Below are 20,160 nucleotides of genomic sequence, written 5' to 3' on the forward strand. Positions count from 1 at the left end.
GAAATCCGGCAGGTCGACGAGAGCGAGCAGCAGGCCGGCGACCCAGAAGACGTGCATGTGGGTGAAGAGCGCGAGCAGGCCGAGCACGGCGACGATCTCGAACTGCAGCTTGTGGCCGCGATGGGCCATGCGCTCGGGCAGGGTGTGGATGCGCAGGAAGACCAGCCCGAAGCCCAGCACCGAGACCAGCAGGATGCCGCCCGCCACGAGCAGAAGCGGGTCCGCGCCGTCCGCCCCCGGCAGGAAGAACGGAAGCGCATGCGGCGCGGCCGGATGCATCTCGGCAGTCGTTGTCACGGCCCCTCTTCCCCTGCCTTTGCCAGGAGGATAGCGCCGCGTGGCGCGGTCGTCACCGCCGCTGCGCCGATCCCTTCACCCCGACCGCAGCGCGAAGACGCCAAGCTCGCTGAGGCTGCGCAGCATGACCTGCAACCCGATGCCGACCTGGGTGACGCCGAGCACCACGCCGAGGATCTGCAGCGGCGTGCCCAGCCAGCGCAGGATGGCGTGGGCGTAGATCATTGCGAGCCAGTCGACCGCCAGGATGGCCATCACCACGCCGCCGACCATCAGCTTCGACGCCATGTCCTCGGCCAGCGCCACGAAGACGATGGTGGCCGCGATGCCGTAGGGCGTCACGATGGTCGGGAAGGCCAGCGGGTTCATCGCGAGCCGCCTGGCGTCGCCGGCCGGGACCTCGGCGGGTTGCGGGGCGGCCGGCGGCGTCGCGGCGAACTGCTCCATCACTGTCTTCAGCGCGACCAGGAACAGCACCAGCCCGCCAGTCAGCGCCAGGACATTCGGCGACATGTTGAAATTGTCCATCGTGCTGCGACCGAGCGCGCCGGCGACGACCAGGGCGGCGGCCGAGGCGAGGATCGCTCGCGTGGCCATGTTCCGGCGCGCCGCGGCCTCCAGGCCGCGCGTCAACCGGACGAAGGGCATCAGGATCTTGATGGGGCCGAGCATCAGAAAGAGCAGCATGAACATCTGCTTCCAGCCGATGTCCGACAGCTGGCGGGCGCTGTCCATCACGTCCGTCCCGTGAGCGCGGCGCGGATCTCGGCCACCGCCGCGTCGATCCGGAGCGGCAGGATCGCTTCGCCCCGCTCGGCCGAGGCGCGGGACGGATCGCCGGTGGCGCCGAGCGGGGCCAGCGCCGACCCGCGCCGACCTTCCAGTCGCGAGAGGTCCACGCCGCGCGGCTGAACCGCCATCAACTCCGAGGTGTCCATGATGCCGGCATGCCCGCCGATCGTCGCTGCGGTCTCCCCGCGCTCCCTGAGCCACGCCTCCTGCCGGTCCGCGGCCGTGTAGAAGGATGCGACCGAGAGCACCCTAGTGCCCCGCGCCCGCCAGGCCGCATCCAGCCGCGTCGCGACGGCCTGCTGCGGCGCCTGGCTCTCGCCATGGTCGGCGATCAGGCAGATCGCGGTGAATCCCGCCGACTTCAGGCTGCGCGCGATGCCGTCGAGCAGGCCCTCGAACACCGCGGGCGTGACGCCGATCGTGCCGGGGAAGCGCATGTTGTTCGACGGCGGATCCCAGTCGCCCTGCGGCACGAAGGAGATCACCGGCGCGACGAGCGTGCGGCCGAGCGCGCGGGCGATCCGCTGCGCGGCGTGGCGCACGATGTGGTCGTGCTTGGACAGGATCATGTGCGGGCCGTTCTGCTCGATCCCGCCGCTCGGGACGATCACGGTCCGCCAGCCCGCTTCGATAGCCGCGCGCACCTCGGGCCAGGTCATGTCCGCGAGTTCGAGCGTCTCCGGCAGCGGGGTCGCGGCCGGGCGCGGGGCCAGCAGCAGGGCCGCCCCGCCCGTTGCCACGGCGCCGAGGCCGATCCCGATGGCCGCCCGCCGTCCTCTCATCCCCGCTGCCCGCGGTCGCGTTGCGTCATGACGTGGGCTCCCCGGATTCCCTTCGGCGTCCCGATGGCCGATACTGCACGCCAGGTGACCTTCCAGCCACTGCCCCGTCACACGAGCGAATGACCTTGCCCGACTACGACCCCGCCCAGGCCGCGTCCCGCTGGCTCGACAGCCTGGGCGGGCTGCTGACCGATGCGGGCTCCCCCTTCTGGTGGCCGACGCTGCTCGCGGCGGGCGTCGCGGCGGTGCTGCTGTCGCTCTTCGCCGGGGTGAAGCTGCGCGACATCCCGCGCGCTCTCTTCCCGCACAGCCGGCAGGACATGCTGCGCGAGCTGCCCGTGGACATCGCCTGTTTCGTGATCGGCAGCGCGGTGCCCTTCCTGCTCGGTCCGGCACTGTTCCTGACCAGCATCGCCGGCGCCTCGGTCGCGGTGCTGTTCCTGTCGCCATTGACCGGAATCCCGCAGGCCGGGGGGCCGGCCCCGGGGATGGCGATGCTGGTGGCGGCGGCCGTGCTGGCCTTCACCGCGGGCGACTTCATGCTCTACTGGTCGCACCGGCTCTTCCACCGCATCCCGCTGCTGTGGCGGTCGCACCAGCTCCACCATGCTCCGCCGGTGCTGACCCCGCTCACGGCCTTCCGCTTCTGGCCGTGGGAGGCGCTGGTGCATTTCTGCTTCGGCGCCTTCGGGCAGGGCTTCGGCCTCGGCCTCTGCGCCGCCATCGCCGGGGTCGAGGTGACGCCCTACCAGGTGCTGGGCGTGAACGTGGTGGCGCTGGCCTGGAACATCGCCTTCGCCAATCTCCGCCACAGCCATGTGCCGCTGGGCTTTCCGCGCTGGATGTCTTTCGTCCTGGTCAGCCCGCACATGCATCAGGTCCACCATTCCGTGGCCGCGGAGCATCACGACCGGAATTTCGGCACGGCGCTGGCGCTGTGGGACTGGCTGTTCGGGACGCTCTACCTCCCCCGCAAGGACGAGCGCTTCCGCTTCGGCCTCAGTCCCTAGCGACGGGCTGGCGGAGACGGCGCGCCGGACAGGTCGATCAGCCGCTGCGACGCGACTGCCAGGCCGGCGTGTCGCGCATCAGGCCGAGCGCGACCAGCTGCTGCGGCCCGACATAGGCGAGGCTGCGCGGACCGGCGAGCGAGAAGCCAGGTTCGCGCTCGATCCGCGCGAGATAGCGGCGGTATTCGCGCGAGCCGTCGTAATGCGCGCCGCGCGCCACAGCATCCAGCGCGCGGGCGTGGAAGTCCTGCAGGAACTTGAAGTGCAGCAGCACGCCGGTCGGCTGGTCCTCCGCCATGGCCATCGGTGCCACCAGATGCGTGGAGGAGAGCAGCCGCGCGCCCTCGCGCCAACGCAGCAGCGGCAGCTTGGTGACGGTCGGGGAACGCGGCGGCGCAAGCCAATCGAGCCGTTCCCGCAGCGCCGGCACGCGCCAGGCCAGGTTCCAGGCGCGCTGCCGCAGCCAGGTCAGCGGGCGATGCGGGTCGGCCTCGGGGAAGAAGAGCCGTTCGCGCACGCCGCCATAGTCCAGCGCATAAGGAAAGTCGGGCACCTCCTCCCGCCTCAGCCTCGGCGCTTCGAACAGCGGCGCCGCCTCCGTCAGGTCGTCGCCGGATCGGTAGGCAACGTCGGCGAGCGGACCGCGCGGGAAGCAGTCCAGCATCACGGTCCGCAGCGCCTCCGACCCCAGCGCGTCGAGGTGATCGCAGAGCGCGGGCAGGCCGACGCGGTCGCTGCCGGGGAAGACCAGCAACTCGTCGGCATCCACGACCAGGGCCCAATGACCGCGCGCCCAGCGGTCCAAGACCGCATTGGCCCATTCGATCCCGAAGCCGGAGCCGGCGTAGCTGCCGGGCGCGTGGATCAGATGCGCCCCTGCGCCACGCGCGATCTCCGCCGAGCCGTCGGTGGAGCCGTTGTCGATCGCGATCAGCCGAGCGACGCCGAGCTCGCGCAGATGCCTCAGCGCCGCCGGCAGCCGCAGCGCCTCGTTGCGCAGGACCATGAGGCAGATCACCTCCCCCTGACGGGGACGCGGCGCGTCGCCGATCGGGGCCAGGTCGTCGGGCAGGTCGTGCGCAGACATGGCCATGCTCATGCCGCGGAAAGCGTCGCGGGGGTGGAAGGGTTCCGCCCGGCGGCCGGCGCGGCCATGATGGCGCCCGGGGAACCAGGGACACGGATCAGGACGATGACGACCCCCATCACCTCGCCGAGCGTCGCGAAGGCGAGCGCCATGCTGCTAGCCGTCCGTCAGGGCGGCGCCGTCCTTCGAGGGCTCGGCGACGGCGCGCCGGCCGACGAGGCCGAGGCCTGGGCCGTGCAGCTCGAGGTCCTGCGGCGCCGAGACGGCCGGATCGGCGGCTACAAATGCGCGACACCCCAGGGCAAGCCGACCTCCGCCGCCCTGCTGGATGCGCGAGGGCTGAAGACCTCTCCGGCGTCCTGGCCGTTGCCGGCCGGTGCGCGAATCGGGATCGAGACGGAGGTCGCCTTCCGCCTGGCGCGCGACCTGCCGCCGCGCGCCGCGCCGTACGAGGGCGCGGAGATGCCGGACGCCATCGAGTCCTGTTTTCCCGCGATCGAACTGGTGGTCAGCCGCTTCGCCGACGTCGGGGCGGTGTCGCGGCTGGAGGTGGCGGCCGACAACATCGCGCATGAGGCGCTGGTCTGCGGAGCCGCGGTGGCGGATTGGCGGCGGCTCGACCTGAACGACCTGCATGTGCGCCAGAGCGCCGGCGGTGCCGTGCAGGTGGAGCGCCGCGGGGCCTCGCCGCCCGGCCATCCCCTGCAGTCGCTTGCCTGGCTCGCCAACCACCTCCAGTCCTTCGGACTGCACCTCAGGGCGGGCGAGGTCGTCACGACGGGAAGCTGGACCGGCCTGCTCCATGTGCCGGGCGGCCAGCGCGTGGTGGGCGGCTTCCGCGAACTCGGCGAGGTCGTCGTCGAGCTAGGCTGACGCTCCGCGCAGCGCAGCCCAGACGCGCTCCGGCGTCGCCGGCATGTCGAGATGCGCGACGCCGATCGCGTCGCAGACCGCGGAGATCACCGCGGGCAGCGCGCCCACCGTGCCGGCCTCGCCCGCGCCCTTGGCACCGATCGGGTTGGTCGCCGTGGGCTGTGGGTTGGACAGCACGGCGACAGCGGGCAGGTCGGCCGCGCGCGGCAAGGCATAGTCCATGAAGCTCGCGGTCAGCATCTGCCCGCCCTCGTCGTAGCGCATCGTCTCCATCAGCGCCTGGCCCGCGCCCTGCGCGACCCCGCCATGGATCTGGCCCTTGACCAGCATCGGGTTCACGACCGTGCCGACATCGTCAACCACGGTGTAGCGGTCGAGCCGCACCGCGCCGGTCTCGGGGTCCACCTCGACCTCGCAGATATGGCAGCCATTGGGGAAGGTGGCGTTGCCCGGCGCGACGGAAGCGTTGGCGGTGAGGCCCACATCCTCGCCGGATGGCCGCGCGCCGGGCGCGAAGGCGGCGCGCGCGACCTGGTCGAGCGTGACGAAGCGGTCCGTGCCGACGACGCTGAAGCGGCCGGGCGTGAACTCGATATCGGCGGGCGAGGCTTCGAGCATATGCGCGGCCAGGCGCTTGCCGCGCTCGATCACGCGATCCGTCGCGACGATCGCCACGGTGCCTCCGGCGACGACGCTGCGGCTGCCGAAGGTGCCGCGGCCGTAGGGCAAGGCATCGCTGTCGCCGGCGACGACGCGGATCCGCTCCGGCGCGATGCCCAGGCGCTCGGCCAGGATCTGGCGGAAGACGGTCTCGTGCCCCTGGCCGTGGTTGTGCGTGCCGAGGAGCAGCGTGGCGCTGCCGTCGGGCGCGATGCGGAGCTCCGCCCCTTCCTCCATCGGCGCGTTCATCGGGCCGGCGCTGATTTCGATGGCGTTGGCGATGCCGAGGCCCCGACGCATGCCGCGTGCCTCGCTGGCGACCTTGCGCGCGGCGAAGCCGGCGAGGTCGGCGGCGTCCTCGGCCATCGCCATAGACTTCGCGAAGTCGCCGCTATCGTAGATGAAGGTCAGGCCCGTGCGGTACGGCATAGCGTCCCGGGGGATCAGGTTGCGGCGGCGGATCTCGATCCGGTCGAGCCCCAGCTTCGCCGCGGCGAGGTCGATGGCCCGCTCGATCGCATAGGTCGCCTCCGGGCGTCCGGCGCCGCGGTATGGCGCAGTCGGCTGGGTGTTGGTGAAGGCGCCGCGCACGACGGAGGCGATGGCGGGCGTGCGATAGACGCCGGCCAGGCCGCCGAGGTTGTTAGTGCTGCTGTGCGGCGTAAGGATCGTGAGATACGCGCCAAGATTGGCCGCCGTCGTCACGCGCAGCGCGAGCAGGATGCCGTCCTCGTCCAGCGCGAGCTCGATCCGGTTGTGCGTGTCGCGCGCATGCGGATCGGAGAGCATCGTCTCGGCCCTATCGGCATTCCAGTGCACCGGCCGGCCCAGCGCCCGCGTGGCATGCAGCAGGCAGAGATGCTCGGGCGTCGGGTGGCTGCGCAGCCCGAAGCCGCCGCCCATGTCGGGCGAGACCAGGCGCAGCGCCGTGTTGGGCACGCCCATCGCCTCGGCCAGCAGGTCGCGCAGGCTGTGCGGGCCCTGGCTGCCGACGCGCAGCGTGAAGCGCTCTTCCGCGGGATCCCAGCTCGCGAGCGCGGCGCGCGGCTCCATCGGCGTGCCGTTCACACGGGTGATGCGGGCATCGAAGGTCACGACATGCGGCGCGGCGGCGATGGCGGCATCCACGCGCGCGACATCGCCGGCCTTGAACTCGAAGCAAAGATTGCCGGCGGGCAGCCCGGGCCAGACCTCCGGCGCGCCGGGCGCGAGCGCGGTTTCGGCGTCCGTCACCGCCGGCAGGGCTTCCCAGGTGACCTCGACCGCTTCCACAGCGTCGCGCGCCGCGGTGACGGAGGTCGCGACGACCATCGCGACCGCATCCCCGACGTGACGCGCGGCGTCCTTCGGCAGCGCGTGCCAGGGCGGCCGCGGCATGGGCGAGCCGTCCGGCAGGTTGCGCGGCACCAGGCAGGGCAGGGGAGAGAGGCCGGCGAGGTCGGCGCCTGTGAAGACCGCGACGACGCCGGGCATGGCGTGCGCGGCTGCCGTGTCGATCCCGCCGATCCGCGCCGCGCCGTGCGGGCTGCGCACGAAGGCCGCATGCAGCGCATCGGGCGGGACGTGGTCGGCGCCGTAGCGGCCGACGCCGCGCAGCAGCCTTTGATCCTCGACGCGGCGCGGCGAACCGCCGATGCGCCAGGGCGATGCGGGAGCGTTCATGGCGGTTTGCGTGCCACGCGCGCCCGCCGGCTTCAAGCCGGTGGCTTGTGGCGGGCTGCCGGTGCGGCATTCTGATGGGCAGGAGGATGGTCCGATGGCTCATGACGGCGGCGAGGTGCCGGTCGCCTCGCGCGGCAACACGATCTGGGGCAGCGATGCGATGGCGGAGACGCTCCGCGCGCTTGGCATTCGCTATGTCGCGCTCAATCCCGGCGCGTCCTATCGCGGGCTGCACGACAGCCTGGTGAACCACCTCGGCAACGCCGATCCGAAGATGCTGCTCTGCCTGCACGAGAACGTCGCTGTCGCGGTTGCGCATGGCTTCGCCAAGGCCTGTGGCGAGCGGATGGGCGTGATCCTCCACAGCAATGTGGGGCTGCTGAACGGATCGATGGCGCTGTTCAATGCGTGGTGTGACCGCGTGCCGATGCTGGTGCTGGGCGCGACGGGCCCGGTGGACGCGGCGAAGCGCCGGCCCTGGATCGACTGGATCCACACCGTGCAGGACCAGGGCGCGCTGATCCGCCACTTCGTGAAATGGGATGCGCAGCCCGCATCCATTCCCGCGGCGACCGAGGCGCTGCTGCGCGCCGACCGCGTCGCGCGCACCGCGCCGGAGGCGCCGACCTACGTCAACCTCGATGCCGCGCTGCAGGAAGCGCCGCTGGCCGAGATGCCGCCGCGCCCGGATGCCTCGCGCTTCGCCCCGCCGCCGCCCGCCGTGCCAGCCCCGGACGCCGTCACGCAGGCCGTCGCCATGCTGCGCGCGGCGACACGGCCGGTGCTGCTGTTCGGGCGCATGTCGCGATCGCCGCGCGACTGGGCGCGCCGCGTCGCCCTGGCCGAGGCGCTGTCGGCGAGCGTCGTGTCGGAGTTCAAGGTCGGCGCTTCCTTCCCGACCGCGCATCCGCTGCATGCCGGCCCGCCCTCCATGGCGCTGGCCCCGCAGGCCGCGGAGGCGCTGAAGCAGGCCGACCTGATCGTCTCCTTCGACATGCTCGACCTCGCGGGGATGCTGAAGACGGCCGGCGCTTCTGCGAAGGTGATCAACGTCTCGCTCGACCATCTCCTGCACAATGGCTTCGGCGGCGAGCATATGGGCCTCCCGCCGCAGGACCTCCACCTGGCCTGCCTGCCCGACATCGCGCTGCACGCGATCGCCGACGCGATGGGCGTCGAGGCGGGCACCCTGCCGGGCGAGGACGGGCCGTCCTGCCCCGACCGCCTGCCGCCGGAGGCGCCGCTCGACGTGCAGAGCTTCACGCGGGCCGTCGGCATGGGCCTGGCCGGAGAGCGCGCCTGCATCGTGCGCCTGCCGCTGAGCTGGGACACCACGGCCTGGCGCTTCACGCACCCCATGGACTTCCTGGGCTTCGATGGCGGCGGCGGCATCGGCTCCGGCCCCGGCATGCTCGTCGGCGCGGCGCTCGCGCTGCGCGGCGGCGACCGACTGCCGGTGGCCGTGATCGGCGACGGCGATACGTTGATGGGGGTCCAGGCCTTCTGGACAGCAGTGCATTACGGCATCCCGCTGCTCTGCATCGTTTCGAACAATCGTTCCTTTTTCAACGACGAGATGCACCAGGAGCGCGTCGCGATCCAGCGCGGCCGTCCCGTCGAGAACCGCTGGATCGGCCAGCGCATCGCGGGGCCCGACATCGACCTTGCGGCCATGGCGCGTGCGCAGGGCGCGGTCGGCATCGGGCCGGTGACGACGGTCGGCGATGCCGCCGTCGCGATCCGTGACGGCGCCGCGCAGGCGCGCGCCGGTGGCGTTGTGCTGGTGGATGTGCGCGTCACGCCCGGCTATGGCGCCGACATGGCCGCGGTCACGCGCGGCTGAGGATCATCACGCAAGCGGCGGCTCACGCAGGTTTGCCGCGCGGCCCTGCAGGCAGCCGGCGCAGTGTTCCGCCGGCGCGCAGGGAGGCGACGCCGGCCGATGCACTCACGTCTACTGCTTCTCGTCGAGGATGACCCGCTGGTGCGGCTCACCCTCGCCGAAGCCCTGTCGGAAGCCGGCTTCGAGGTGCTGGAGGCCGAGGATGCCGAAACCGCCATCGGGGTGGTCGCCTCGCGCGACGACCTTTCCGTGCTGCTGACCGACATCAACCTGCCCGGCGCCGACGGCTTCACGCTGGCGCGCGCCGCGCGGCGCCTGCGGCCCGACCTGGCGGTGGTCTATGCCTCGGGGCGTCTGCATGAGCCCGATCCGCGCCGTGCGCTGCCGGGTGCGGCGTTCCTCGCAAAGCCCTTCAGCGTGTCCTCGGCCGTCCAGGCGCTTGAAGGCGCGCTCGAGCGGTAGCGGTCACAGCCGCGCCAGCACCGCCTCCACGGACGCGGCCGCGCTGCCGAGATAGCCCGCGGGATCCGTGAGCGTCGCGATTCCTGCTTCGTCCAGCACGGCGCTCACGCGCGGGTCCTTCGCCAGCGCGGTCGCGAGATCAATGCCTTCGCGCAACGCGGCCTGCACGGCGTGGTGAACGACCTCATGCGCGGTGCCGCGGCCAAGCTTCGGCGCGAGCCCCATCATCACGGCCTCCGCCATGATGAGGCCGCCGCCATCGCCGAGGTTGCGGCGCATCCGCGCGGCATCCACCTCCAGCCCCTGCGCGATCGGCAGGAAGGTGACCAGCGCGCCATGGGTCAGCAGCAGCACCTGGCCGAGGGCGAGCTGTTCCAGCTGCATCGCGCCGGCGCCGCGTTCATGCTCGTGGATCATCGCGTTCAGCAGTTGCGGCACCTGGCCCTGCGCCGCGCGCGCCTGCACCAACACGTATTCGCAACCGATGGGGTTGCGCTTCTGGGGCATGGTGGAGCTGCCGCCCTTGCCGGGGCCGGCGGGCTCGCTGGCTTCGCCCACTTCCGACTGCATCAGCAGCATCACGTCGGTCGCGGCCTTGGCCAGCGTGCCGTCGAGCAGCCCGCACCAGCAGCCGAGCTCCGCGATGCCGTCGCGCGCGACATGCCACGGGATGGCGGGCAGGACGAGATCGAGTTCCTTCGCGAGTTCCGCCGCGACACGCGGGCCGTCCGCGCCGAGTGACGCGAGCGTGCCGACGGCGCCGCCGAACTCGAGCTTCAGCAATCGGGGCTTGAGCTGCACCAGGCGCTCGCGCGTCGTGATCAGCGGATCGAGCCAGAGCGCGACCTTGTAGCCGAAGGTGATGGGCAGGGCCTGCTGCGCATGGGTACGGCCCGGCATGACGGTGTCGCGATGCGCACGCGCCAGTGCGGCAAGGGCAGCGATCAGCGCGTTCAGGTCGGCCTGCAGCAACGCGATGGCCTCGCGCAGCTGCAGGACCAGCGCGGTGTCCAGGATGTCCTGGGTCGTCGCGCCCCAATGCGTCCAGCGCCCGGCCTCCGGCCCCGCCAGCGCGGAGAGCTGCTTCACCAGGCCGACGGTCGGGAAGCCCATGGCGGCAGTGGCCTTCGCCAGCGCCGGCAGGTCGAGGCGCGCAACGTCGGCGGCCGCCGTGATCGCCGTCGCAGCCTCGGCCGGGATCAGGCCGAGGCGGGCCTGGGCGCGGGCCAGCGCGGCCTCGACGTCGAGCATCCGTTGCAAGGCGTTGCGCTCGCCCATGATCGCGCGCATGGCATCGCTGCCATACACCGCGCCCATCACCGCGCCATCGGCGGGATTGACGGACATCACCCCTCCTCGGCGAGGATGCGCTTGGCGATCTTGAGCGCGGAGTTGGCGGCGGGCACCCCGGCATAGGCGCCGACCTGCAGCAGCACCTCCGCGATCTCCTCCGGCGTCACGCCGGTGTTGCGGGTGGCGCGGACATGGAGCTCGAACTCCTCGTGCCGGCCGAGCGCGGCCATCATCGCGAGCGTCAGCAAGCTCCGCGTGTGGCGCGGCAGGCCGGGGCGGGTCCAGACGCCGCCCCAGACATTCGCCGTGATCCATTCCTGGAACGCGGTGTCGAGGGGCGTGACGTTCGCCTGCGCGCGCGCGACATGCGCCTCGCCGAGGACCGCCTTGCGGATGGTCAGGCCGCCTTCGCGCCCGGGCTGCGGCGACAGGGCCGCCAGGTGATCCAGTACCGCCTGCGTGATCGGCGCCTCGCGCTCGAAGGTCGGGATATGCGCGGCTTCCTGCACGACGACGAGCTTCGCGCCGGGGATCATGTCGCGCAGTGCCTCGGCGGAGGCGACGGGCGTGGCGACGTCACGGTCGCCAACGATAATGGTCGTCGGGCAGGCGATGCGGCCGGCGAGGTCCGATGCGCGGGCATCGCGCAGGGCGGCGGCGGCGGCGGCGTAGCCCTGCGGGTCGGTCGCCAGCAGCATCCGGCGCAGGCCATGCGAGGAGGCCAGCGACTGGTCCAGCACCCAGCGCGGCATGATCGCGTCCACCATCGCGGCCATGCCCTGCGCCGTCGCGGTGTCGATGCGCTGTTGCCAGAGGTCGGGCGGCGGAAACTCGGCGGCGGTGTCCATCAGGACCAGCGAGGCCACGCGGTCCGACGCCTCGGCGGCCATCTGCTGAGCGATGCGGCCGCCGATGGACAGGCCCACGACATGCGCGCGCTTCACGCCGAGCGCGTCGAGCAGCGCGACGGCATCGCGGGCGAGGACCGACACGGTCGCGGGCTCGGCGATGGTGGCGGACAGGCCATGGCCGCGCAGGTCCATGCGGATCGCACGGCGCGTGCGGGCAACGGCCGCGGCCTGCGGGTCGAAGACGTGCAGGTTCGTGCCGATGGAGTGGAGGAAGAGGACGGGCGCGGCGTCCGCGGTGGGGGCGGGGCCGTCGAGCTGGGCGTGGACGCAGAGATCGGCGAGCTGGAGGAACATCGGGGGGCCTCCGGGAGGGGGGGCGTTCTTGCCCCCTCCCCATCCCTCCCCCGCGACAGCGGGGGAGAATCCTGGGCGGGGGAGAGAAGGAGTGGGCGGCGAAAGTGATCAGACGCGCTCGAGCACCATCGCGATGCCCTGGCCGACGCCGATGCACATGGTGACCAGCGCGTAGCGCTGCTTCCGCAGGTGCAGCTCGGCGACGGCGGTCTGCACCAGCCGCGCGCCGCTCATGCCGAGCGGATGACCCAGTGCGATCGCGCCGCCGTTCGGGTTCACGTGCTCCGCATCGTCGGGCAGGCCGAGGTCTCGCGTGACGGCCAGCGCCTGGGCGGCGAAGGCCTCGTTCAGCTCGATCACCGCGATGTCGGAGAGCTTGAGTCCTGCCTTCTCCAGCACCTTGCGCGTCGCCGGCGCCGGGCCGAAGCCCATGATGCGCGGGGCCACGCCGGCGGTGGCGGCGGCCACGACGCGAGCGCGCGGCGTCAAGCCGTGCTTGCGCGCGGCGGCCTCGCTCCCGACCAGGATGGCGCAGGCGCCGTCATTCACGCCGGAGGCGTTGCCGGCGGTCACGCTCCCGCCCTCCTTGCGGAAGGGCGTGGGCAGCTTGGCCAGCGCCTCCAGCGTCGTATCCGGGCGCGGATGTTCGTCGGTGTCCACGACCACGGGATCGCCCTTGCGGCGGGGGATGGTGACCGGGACGATCTCCTCCTTGAAGCGGCCGGAGGCGATCGCCTTCCCCGCGCGCTGCTGGGACCGCCAGGCGAAGGCGTCCTGGTCGGCGCGGCTGACCTGGAAGTCCTGCGCGACGTTCTCGGCGGTCTCCGGCATGGAATCGATGCCGTGGGCCGCCTTCATCCTTGGGTTGACGAAACGCCAGCCGATCGTCGTGTCGTAGATCTCTGCGGAGCGGCTGAAAGCCTCCTGCGCCTTGCCCATGACGAAGGGTGCGCGCGTCATGCTCTCGACGCCGCCGGCCAGCATCAGCTCTGTCTCGCCGGCCTTGATGGCGCGGGCGGCGACGCCGACGGCGTCCATGCCGGAGCCGCAGAGGCGGTTGATCGTCGCGCCGGGAATGGTGTCGGGCAGCCCGGCCAGCAGCAGCGACATGCGGGCAACGTTGCGGTTGTCCTCGCCGGCCTGGTTGGCGCAGCCGAAGATCACGTCCTCCACCGCGGCCCAGTCCATGCCGGGGTTGCGCGCCATCAGCGCCTTGATCGGGATGGCGCCGAGGTCGTCGGGGCGGACCTCCTTCAGGCCGCCGCCGTAGCGGCCGATGGCGGTCCGGGCGGCATCGCAGATGAAGGCGTCGGCCATGGATTGGTCCTCCTCTTGGGAGGGGTTTCCCGCCGATGCGGGCGGGCGTCAACTGAGTGCCCGGACCAGCCACAGCGAGAGGCCAGGGAAGAGGACCAGCACCACCAGACGGATCACGTCCATGCCGATGAAGGGCAGCACGCCGCGATAGGTGCTGGCGATCGGCACGTCCTTGGCCAGGCCCGAGATGACGAAGACGTTGAGCCCGATCGGCGGTGCGGTCAGCCCGATGCCGACCACGACCAGGACCAGGATGCCGAACCAGATCGCCGTCTCCTCCGTCGTCAGGCCGAAATCCAGCGCGGTGATGACGGGGAAGAAGACGGGGAGCGTCAGCAGGATCATCGCGAGCTCGTCCATCACCGCGCCCAGGATGATGTAGGCCACCAGCAGGATCACCAGCACGCCGTAGGGCGGGAAATCCTGCTCCGTGATCCAGACCGCCAGCAGGTCCGGCGCCTGCGACAGGGCGAGGAAGGCGTTGAACACCTCGGCGCCGAGCAGGATGACGAAGATCATCGCCGTGGTCTCGGCGGTCGCAAAGAGACTGTCGCGCACATGCCGCGTCTTCAGCGTGCCGCGCAGGACGCCGACCGCGAGGGTTGCGATGCAGCCAACCGCGGCACTCTCGGTCGGCGTGAAGATGCCGCCATAGATGCCGCCGACCACGACGAAGGCGATCAGCAGCACGGGGATGACGTTGAGGAACGCCTCCCGCTTCTCCGCCGCACTCGGCGCCTCGCCGGGCGGGCCGAGTTCGGGCTTGAAGCGGACCATGATCGCGATCGCGACGATGTAGAGGAAGGTCGCGAGCAGGCCGGGGATCAGCGCGGCCATGAAGAGCTTGGCGATGTTCTGCTCGGTGCTGATGGCATAGACCACCAGGATGACGCTGGGCGGGATCAGGATGCCGAGCGTGCCGCCGACCGCGATCGTGCCGGTGGAGAAGCCGGGATCGTAGTTGTAGCGGCGCAGCTCCGGCAGAGCCGCGCGGCCGAAGGTCGCCGTCGTCGCGACGGACGACCCGCAGACCGCGCCGAAGCAGGCACACGCGCCGATCACGCCCATCGCCATGCCGCCGGGCCTGCGCCCGAGCAGGGCGTTCGCCGCGGCGAAGAGGTCGCGCGCCAGTCCGCCGCGTTCCGCCAGCGCGCCCATCAGGATGAAGAGCGGGATGACGGAGAGCGTGTAGTTCGCGAAGAGATGGTACGGCGTGGTCTTGAGGTAGTTGCCGAGCGCCGTCCAGTCCAGGATGTGGACATAGCCGCCCATGCCGACGATCAGCATGGAAAGCCCGACCGGCGCACGGATGGCGATCAGCCCGAGCAGCACCGCGAACCCCGTCGCGGCCAGGACGAATTCCTCGACCATCAGCGACGCAGCCCGAACAGGCGCGGCAGCCACCACAGCGCCGCGAGCGCGGTCGCGCCGAAGCAGATCGCGCCGAAGGCCACCGCCCACCAATAAGGAATGGCGAGCAGGCCGATGGTGCGCGTGCCACTCCGCCAGGTGTCCCAGGCGCCGAGCGTCATGCGCTCCGCCAGCCAGAGCGTCAGCGCGGCCCAGACCAGCGTCCAGAAACCATCCATGACGTCGGTGACGCGCTTCGGCAGCCAGGTCGTGAAGCTGTCCACCAGGATGTTGGCCTTCGTCAGCGTGCCATAGGCGAGGAAGCCGAGCACGCCGAGGCCCGATGCGATCGAGACGATCTCGAAGTCGCCACGGATCGGCTGGCTGGTGGTCCAGCGCATCAGCACGGAGATGGTCGTCACGCAGCCCGCGACGAGCAGGGAGGCGCCACCCGCGAAGGCGAGCAGCCGCGCCAGCGTCGGGATGACGCCGGCCGGCGGGCCGGAGGGCTGGTCGCTCACCCCCGCGGCTTACGCCGCAGCGTCCGCGTGTTTGGCGATCAGCCGCTGCGCGTCGGCCAGCAGTGCGGCGCCGTCGAAGCCGGCCTGGCGGGAATTGGCGATCCAGGCATCCACGACGGGCTTGCAGGCATCGACCCAGCGCTGGCGCTCGGCCTCGCTGATGGTCTGGACCTTGTTGTCGCGCCGGCGCTCGACCTGCGCGCGGACCGTCGGCGCCGGCTCGTCCCACGCCTTGGCGGCCATCGCGGCGGCGGCCATGCCGGAATTCGCGTCCAGCACCTGCTTCAGCTCCGCCGGGAGGGAGGCGTAGCGCGCGGCGTTCATCGCAAGGATGAAAGTGGTGGTGTAGAAGGTCGGCGAGCCCGGGATCTCGGTGTGGTAATGCACGAGCTCCGCGAGCCGGAGCGAGGGCACGATCTCCCACGGCACCACCGCGCCGTCGATCACGCGTTGGCTGATGGCCTCCGGCACCTGCGGGACCGGCATGCCGATCGGCGCGGCGCCGAGCGCGCGCAGCGCCTCGCCGGCCTGGCGCGTGGGGAAGCGCAGCTTGAGGCCGCGCAGATCCTCCATGCGGGTGACTTCCTTGTTCGCATGGATCACGCCGGCGTCGTGCGACCAGACGCAGAGCGGCCGCACTTCGCGGAACTCGTCGCGGAGGTGGGTTTCGTAGAATTCCTGCGTCGCGCGCGCATTGGCGGCGGCGAGCCGGTTGGCGACGAAGGGCAGCTCGAAGACCTCGATCTTCGGAAAACGCCCCGGCGTGTTGCCCGGCAGGGTCCAGACGATGTCGGCGACGCCGTCGCGCGCCTGGTCATAGAGCTGGGGCGGCGCGCCGCCGAGCTGCATCGCGGGGAAGATCTGGATGCGCAGCCGGCCCTGGCTCTCGGCCTGCACCTTCTGCGCCCAGGGCGCGAGGAAGATGCGGTGCACGTTGGACACGGCGGGCAGGAAGTGGTGCAGCCGCAGCGTGACCTCCTGCGCCTTCGCCTCCCGCACCAGGGCGGGGACGGACAGGCCGGCCGAGGCGGCCAGCAGCAAGCTGCGTCGAGCGATCATGACCTGGAGCCTCCTGGGCGCGCTGAGCGGCGCCTTCAGAACCGGAATAGATGCGCCGCTCCCGGCGATCAAGCCGCCATCAAGGCGCGGGCCTTGGCGGCGACGATCGCCGGCGTGTCGCCTGGCCTGTAGATCGCGCCGCCGATGCCGAAGCCCGCGGCACCGGCCGCGCGCCATGCCGGGATGTTGCCGGCATCGATGCCGCCGACCGGCAGGAGCATCGTTCCCCTCGGCAGGACCGCAAGCAGCGCCTTCAGCACGGCGGGCGAGCCCGCCTCGGCGGGAAAGAGCTTCAGGGCGTCCGCGCCGGCCTTGAGCAGCGCGAAGGCCTCGGCCGGCGTGAAGAAGCCCGGCACGGCCAGCATGCCGGACGCCTTGGCGGCGCGCACGACCTCGGGGTCGGCGTGCGGCGTGACCACCAGCTTCCCGCCGGCCGCGGCGATGCGGGCGCAATCCGCGGGATCGGTCACCGTGCCGGCGCCGACAAGCGCGCGGTCGCCGAAACGCGCGGCCAGGCGACGGATGCTCTCGACCGGCTCGGGCGAGTTCAACGGAACCTCGATGACCGCGAGGCCCTCGCCGACCAGCGCCTCACCGATCGCCTCGGCTTCCTCGGGCCTGACGCCGCGCAGGATCGCGACGAGCGGGCAGCGCGACAGCCAATCGTTCATGCCCATCGGAGGCTCCGCGCGACGTGGTGCAGGCCGGCGGCGACGAGGTCGGGGTCGTGACGGCGCACGGCGACGCCGTGCAGCGCCAGCGCCTCGGCATAGAGCGATGCCAGGCCCTCGGCGCCGACGAGTTCGACCTGCGTCGCGCCGGTCTCGGCGACGGCAGCCGCGATCTCGTGGCCGATCAGCAGGCCCGAGAGGTAGCTGCGGGTCTCCTCCTGCCGCAGCCGGTCCATCAGGTGCAGGGTGCGCGCGCCGAAGAGGTGATGCAGCAGCCCGCCCGGCTGGCGCGCGCGCTCCACGCCGCGCGCGAAGGCCGCGGGGACATCGGGTCCCTCGATGCTGGTGCGGGCGAGGATGGTGTTCTGCGAGATCGCGGCGAAGGCTTCGCCGGTCATGTGCGTCGTGAAGGTCGCGACGCGCCCGGCCTCGAGCCGAGCCCATTTGCTGTGTGTGCCGGGCATGCAGGCGATCGCGCCCGCGGCGCCCAGCCGGTCCGCCAGGGCGATCAGCTTCGTCTCCTCGCCGCGCATGACATCGGGCACGCCGCTGGCGTCCTCCGTCGTCAGGCCAGGGACCAAGCGGATCTCGGCGCCGTCGAAGGGGATGGCGACGGTCGCGGCGGCGATCTCCTCGGGCCCCGCAGGGCAGCGGAGGTAGGGTGCCTCCACCCAGCCCTGCCGGCTACCGACCATGCCGCAGAGCAGGATCCTCGTTTCGCCGGCGGCGAGCCAGGCTCCGATCGCCTCGCGCAGCGCGGCGGGGAAGCCGCCTTCGGGCACGGTCAGGATGCCGCCGGGCCGGTCGAGCCGGTCCGTCACCGCGCCGCCCGCCCCCAGGCGGTAGGCGCGCAGGCTGGTCGTGCCCCAATCCACGCCGATCATGCGCCCTCCCAACGCGACTGCCCCCGCCTGGATGCCCCGCCGCGTGTCGGCGCGCAATTCGGCGGCGGCTTGCCGAGGCCAGCATGGGCTGCGGCAACGGCGACGAGGACACGGCGAGCCTGATCGACCTCAGCGGCCCGTCCGCGACCTGGCGGGCCGTGACGACGATCACCGTCGGCCAGACGCCGGAGGGGATCCAGGTCAGCCCGGATGGCCGGCTGGTCGCGGTGACGGTGATGAACGGCTCCAACAAGCCGGACAATTCGCCCTTCCGCGGGCCCGGGCTGGTGCGGACTTATCGCGTGGAAGGGCAGGGCCCGGCGCTGCGCATGGTGCCGGCGGGCGAGGCGCGGGTCGGCACATGGGCGCAGGGCGCGGCCTTCAGCCAGGACGGGCGGCGGCTCTTCGTCGGCAACATGGTGGAGAACAACATCTCGGTGCTCGCGGTCGGCGCGGACGGCGCTCTTAGCGAGGGCGGGCCGGCGATCCCGCTGCCGGGCGGCAGCGCGGCGGTCCGGACGGCGGAGCGATAATGCGCATTTTAGGCTTTTAGGATTTTAAGCTTTTAGCCCTAAATCAGCATCGCGGGTGCACAGCCCGAAAAACGAAGGCGGCCGGCACCGCACTGGCAGCCGACCGCCTTAACCTGGGTATTCTAGCCTAGCGAGCGCCGGGGTGCGAGTGAAATCAGGCCCCGCCGAACTTCACCTGCTGCTGGTCGTTCTGCCCGCGCGTCGCCCAGCCCGTCGTCCGGTTCTCGATGGTGACCGCCGCGACGTACATCGCGACACCCATCACCGCCGTCATCATCAGCCCCGCGAAGACCAACGGCACGTCGAAGCGCGAGCTCGCCAGGATCATGAGGTGGCCGATGCCCTTGTTCGCCGCGACCGTCTCCGCGATGATCGAGCCCACGAAGGCCACCGTGATCGAGATCTTCAGCGAGGCGAAGAAGTAGGGCATCGCGCGCGGCAGGCCGACCTTCCTGATGATATCGGTGTGCCGCGCGCCCAGCGCGCGCAGCACGTCGCGCAATTCCGGTTCCACCGTGGCGATGCCGGTCGCGACGTTCACCATGATGGGGAAGAAGCTGATCAGGAAGGCGGTGATCACCGCCGGCACGGTGCCGATGCCGAACCAGATCACCAGGATCGGCACCACCGCGACCTTCGGCACGGAGTTGAACCCGATCAGCAGGGGATAGAGCCCGTGATAGAGCAGCGTCGAGCTGCCGATCGCAACGCCGAGCATCAGGCCGAAGACCACCGCCAGGCCGAAGCCGATCAGCGTGGTCATCAGCGTCTGCCAGGAATTCTCCAGCAGCGGCGACCACCACTTCACCATGCTCGCCGCGATGTCGGACGGCGCGGGCAGCACGAAGGTCGGGACCTGGAAGGCCTTCACGGCGATCTCCCAGATCACGAACATGCCGATGATCACCATCCAGGGCAGGGCGGCCTGCAGGCGGCGGCGGCGCTTCGCGGCAGCCGCCATCTGCTCCAGCCGGCGCAGCGCCTCGGCCGACATGCCGTTGTCCCCGGCGACGGCGCCGGGGCGGATGACGGAGCCGGTGTCGTCAGGCATTCGCGACCTCCTCGCCCTTGCGGGCGGCGCTGATGTGCTCGCGCAGGTCGTGCACGAGGGCGACGAATTCCGGCTGGTAGGTCGTCTCCAGCGTGCGCGGGCGCGGGAAGTCCACCTTGCGCTCCGCGATGATCCGCCCCGGCCGGTTGGACATCACCAGCACGCGGTCCGACAGGAAGGCCGCCTCGCGCAGGTCGTGGGTGACCAGGATCACCGTCGGGCGGCGCGCGATCCAGACATCCTGCAGGACGGACCAGAGGTCCTCGCGCGTGAAGACGTCGAGCGCGCCGAAGGGCTCGTCGAGCATCAGCAGCGCGGGTTCGTGGATCAGCGCGCGGCAGAGGCTGGCGCGCTGCTGCATGCCGCCCGAAAGCTGCCAGGGGAACTTCTCCTCGAAGCCGCCGAGGCCGACGAGGGCGAGAAGCTCCTTTGCGCGGGCGACGTATTTCGTGCGCTCCCTGGACAGCAGGCGGCGATGCGGCTCCACCACCTCGAGCGGCAGCATCACGTTGTCCAGTATGTTGCGCCAGGGCAGAAGGGTCGGGTTCTGGAAGGCCATGCCGGCGATGGAAAGCGGGCCCGCGACCTCGCCCCCGGACACCACGACAGTGCCGGCGGTGGCGGGCCAGAGCCCGGTTACCAGGCGCATCAGCGTGGACTTGCCGCAGCCCGAGGGGCCGACGACGGCGACGAACTCCCCCTTGGCGACATTCATCGTGCAGCCCTGGAGGGCGAGCGTGCCCTCCACGCCGCCATAGCGCATCGCGACACCCGCGATCTCGACGAAAGGCCGCTCCATCGCCACCCC

General features: G+C 71.5%; 21 protein-coding genes. 5 read left to right on the forward strand and 16 right to left on the reverse strand.

Going from position 1 to position 20,160, the window contains the following annotated elements:
* The 3 genes from ACLF3M_RS25660 to ACLF3M_RS25670 all read right to left on the reverse strand — a co-directional run.
* On the reverse strand, positions 1–297 hold a 297-nt coding region (locus ACLF3M_RS25660), incomplete at its 3' end, for a hypothetical protein (RefSeq protein ID WP_430659838.1).
* Positions 298–372: 75 nt separating this feature from the next.
* Complete coding sequence (locus ACLF3M_RS25665; protein WP_430659839.1) at positions 373–1,032, reverse strand: MarC family protein; 660 nt, start codon at positions 1,030–1,032, stop codon at positions 373–375.
* Positions 1,032–1,871 (reverse strand): creatininase family protein, encoded by an 840-nt coding sequence (locus tag ACLF3M_RS25670; RefSeq protein WP_430659840.1) that lies wholly within the window; start codon positions 1,869–1,871, stop codon positions 1,032–1,034. The genes ACLF3M_RS25665 and ACLF3M_RS25670 overlap by 1 nt, the downstream gene beginning before the upstream one ends.
* 119 nt (positions 1,872–1,990) lie before the next feature.
* Here ACLF3M_RS25670 and ACLF3M_RS25675 point away from each other — a divergent pair, with 119 nt between their 5' ends.
* The gene (locus tag ACLF3M_RS25675) at positions 1,991–2,881 is read left to right on the forward strand and encodes a sterol desaturase family protein (RefSeq protein WP_430659841.1); all 891 of its coding nucleotides are present in this window, start codon (positions 1,991–1,993) and stop codon (positions 2,879–2,881) included.
* A 37-nt stretch (positions 2,882–2,918) separates the two neighbouring features.
* Here ACLF3M_RS25675 and ACLF3M_RS25680 read toward each other — a convergent pair whose 3' ends face one another.
* The gene (locus ACLF3M_RS25680) at positions 2,919–3,968 is read right to left on the reverse strand and encodes a glycosyltransferase family 2 protein (protein ID WP_430659842.1); all 1,050 of its coding nucleotides are present in this window, start codon (positions 3,966–3,968) and stop codon (positions 2,919–2,921) included.
* Positions 3,969–3,976: 8 nt separating this feature from the next.
* Positions 3,977–4,120, reverse strand: coding sequence for a hypothetical protein (locus ACLF3M_RS25685; protein ID WP_430659843.1), 144 nt, complete (start codon positions 4,118–4,120; stop codon positions 3,977–3,979).
* Here ACLF3M_RS25685 and ACLF3M_RS25690 point away from each other — a divergent pair.
* The gene (locus ACLF3M_RS25690) at positions 4,119–4,841 is read left to right on the forward strand and encodes a 2-keto-4-pentenoate hydratase (RefSeq protein ID WP_430659844.1); all 723 of its coding nucleotides are present in this window, start codon (positions 4,119–4,121) and stop codon (positions 4,839–4,841) included. The genes ACLF3M_RS25685 and ACLF3M_RS25690 overlap by 2 nt on opposite strands.
* On the opposite strand, the gene ACLF3M_RS25695 is transcribed toward ACLF3M_RS25690, so the two are convergent.
* Positions 4,833–7,163: a xanthine dehydrogenase family protein molybdopterin-binding subunit gene (locus ACLF3M_RS25695; protein ID WP_430659845.1), complete on the reverse strand. Its 2,331-nt coding sequence runs from the start codon at positions 7,161–7,163 to the stop codon at positions 4,833–4,835. The genes ACLF3M_RS25690 and ACLF3M_RS25695 overlap by 9 nt on opposite strands.
* A 94-nt stretch (positions 7,164–7,257) precedes the next feature.
* Between ACLF3M_RS25695 and ACLF3M_RS25700 the strand changes: the two genes are divergently transcribed.
* Positions 7,258–9,006, forward strand: a complete 1,749-nt coding sequence (locus ACLF3M_RS25700; protein ID WP_430659846.1) for a thiamine pyrophosphate-binding protein — start codon at positions 7,258–7,260, stop codon at positions 9,004–9,006.
* 99 nt (positions 9,007–9,105) lie between these two features.
* On the forward strand, positions 9,106–9,468 hold the full coding sequence (locus ACLF3M_RS25705; RefSeq protein WP_430659847.1) for a response regulator: 363 nt from the start codon (positions 9,106–9,108) through the stop codon (positions 9,466–9,468).
* Between the two features lie 3 nt (positions 9,469–9,471).
* On the opposite strand, the gene ACLF3M_RS25710 is transcribed toward ACLF3M_RS25705, so the two are convergent.
* The 8 genes from ACLF3M_RS25710 to ACLF3M_RS25745 form a co-directional block, all read right to left on the reverse strand.
* Positions 9,472–10,815 (reverse strand): class-II fumarase/aspartase family protein, encoded by a 1,344-nt coding sequence (locus ACLF3M_RS25710; protein WP_430659848.1) that lies wholly within the window; start codon positions 10,813–10,815, stop codon positions 9,472–9,474.
* On the reverse strand, positions 10,815–11,966 hold the full coding sequence (locus ACLF3M_RS25715) for an alpha/beta fold hydrolase (protein WP_430659849.1): 1,152 nt from the start codon (positions 11,964–11,966) through the stop codon (positions 10,815–10,817). Before ACLF3M_RS25715 ends, ACLF3M_RS25710 begins: the two co-directional genes overlap by 1 nt.
* A 108-nt stretch (positions 11,967–12,074) precedes the next feature.
* Positions 12,075–13,283, reverse strand: a complete 1,209-nt coding sequence (gene pcaF / locus ACLF3M_RS25720) for a 3-oxoadipyl-CoA thiolase (RefSeq protein ID WP_430659850.1) — start codon at positions 13,281–13,283, stop codon at positions 12,075–12,077.
* A 48-nt stretch (positions 13,284–13,331) separates the two neighbouring features.
* Entirely contained in the window at positions 13,332–14,654 is a 1,323-nt protein-coding gene (locus tag ACLF3M_RS25725; RefSeq protein ID WP_430659851.1) for a TRAP transporter large permease, read from the reverse strand.
* Positions 14,654–15,154 (reverse strand): TRAP transporter small permease, encoded by a 501-nt coding sequence (locus ACLF3M_RS25730; protein ID WP_430659852.1) that lies wholly within the window; start codon positions 15,152–15,154, stop codon positions 14,654–14,656. Before ACLF3M_RS25730 ends, ACLF3M_RS25725 begins: the two co-directional genes overlap by 1 nt.
* Before the next feature lie 9 nt (positions 15,155–15,163).
* The gene (locus tag ACLF3M_RS25735) at positions 15,164–16,213 is read right to left on the reverse strand and encodes a TRAP transporter substrate-binding protein (protein ID WP_430659853.1); all 1,050 of its coding nucleotides are present in this window, start codon (positions 16,211–16,213) and stop codon (positions 15,164–15,166) included.
* Between the two features lie 68 nt (positions 16,214–16,281).
* Entirely contained in the window at positions 16,282–16,890 is a 609-nt protein-coding gene (locus ACLF3M_RS25740) for a 2-dehydro-3-deoxy-6-phosphogalactonate aldolase (protein WP_430659854.1), read from the reverse strand.
* Positions 16,881–17,768 (reverse strand): 2-dehydro-3-deoxygalactonokinase, encoded by an 888-nt coding sequence (locus ACLF3M_RS25745; RefSeq protein WP_430659855.1) that lies wholly within the window; start codon positions 17,766–17,768, stop codon positions 16,881–16,883. Before ACLF3M_RS25745 ends, ACLF3M_RS25740 begins: the two co-directional genes overlap by 10 nt.
* An 83-nt stretch (positions 17,769–17,851) precedes the next feature.
* On the opposite strand from ACLF3M_RS25745, the gene ACLF3M_RS25750 reads away from it, so the two are divergent.
* Positions 17,852–18,301, forward strand: coding sequence for a hypothetical protein (locus ACLF3M_RS25750; RefSeq protein ID WP_430659856.1), 450 nt, complete (start codon positions 17,852–17,854; stop codon positions 18,299–18,301).
* 154 nt (positions 18,302–18,455) lie between these two features.
* On the opposite strand, the gene ACLF3M_RS25755 is transcribed toward ACLF3M_RS25750, so the two are convergent.
* Together ACLF3M_RS25755 and ACLF3M_RS25760 are read right to left on the reverse strand one after the other, a co-directional pair.
* Complete coding sequence (locus tag ACLF3M_RS25755; protein ID WP_430659857.1) at positions 18,456–19,352, reverse strand: ABC transporter permease; 897 nt, start codon at positions 19,350–19,352, stop codon at positions 18,456–18,458.
* Positions 19,345–20,151, reverse strand: coding sequence for an ABC transporter ATP-binding protein (locus ACLF3M_RS25760; RefSeq protein WP_430659858.1), 807 nt, complete (start codon positions 20,149–20,151; stop codon positions 19,345–19,347). The genes ACLF3M_RS25755 and ACLF3M_RS25760 overlap by 8 nt, the downstream gene beginning before the upstream one ends.
* Between the last annotated feature and the right edge of the window lie 9 nt (positions 20,152–20,160).

This window comes from Falsiroseomonas sp. HW251, assembly GCF_050563545.1.
Lineage (GTDB): Bacteria > Pseudomonadota > Alphaproteobacteria > Acetobacterales > Acetobacteraceae > Falsiroseomonas.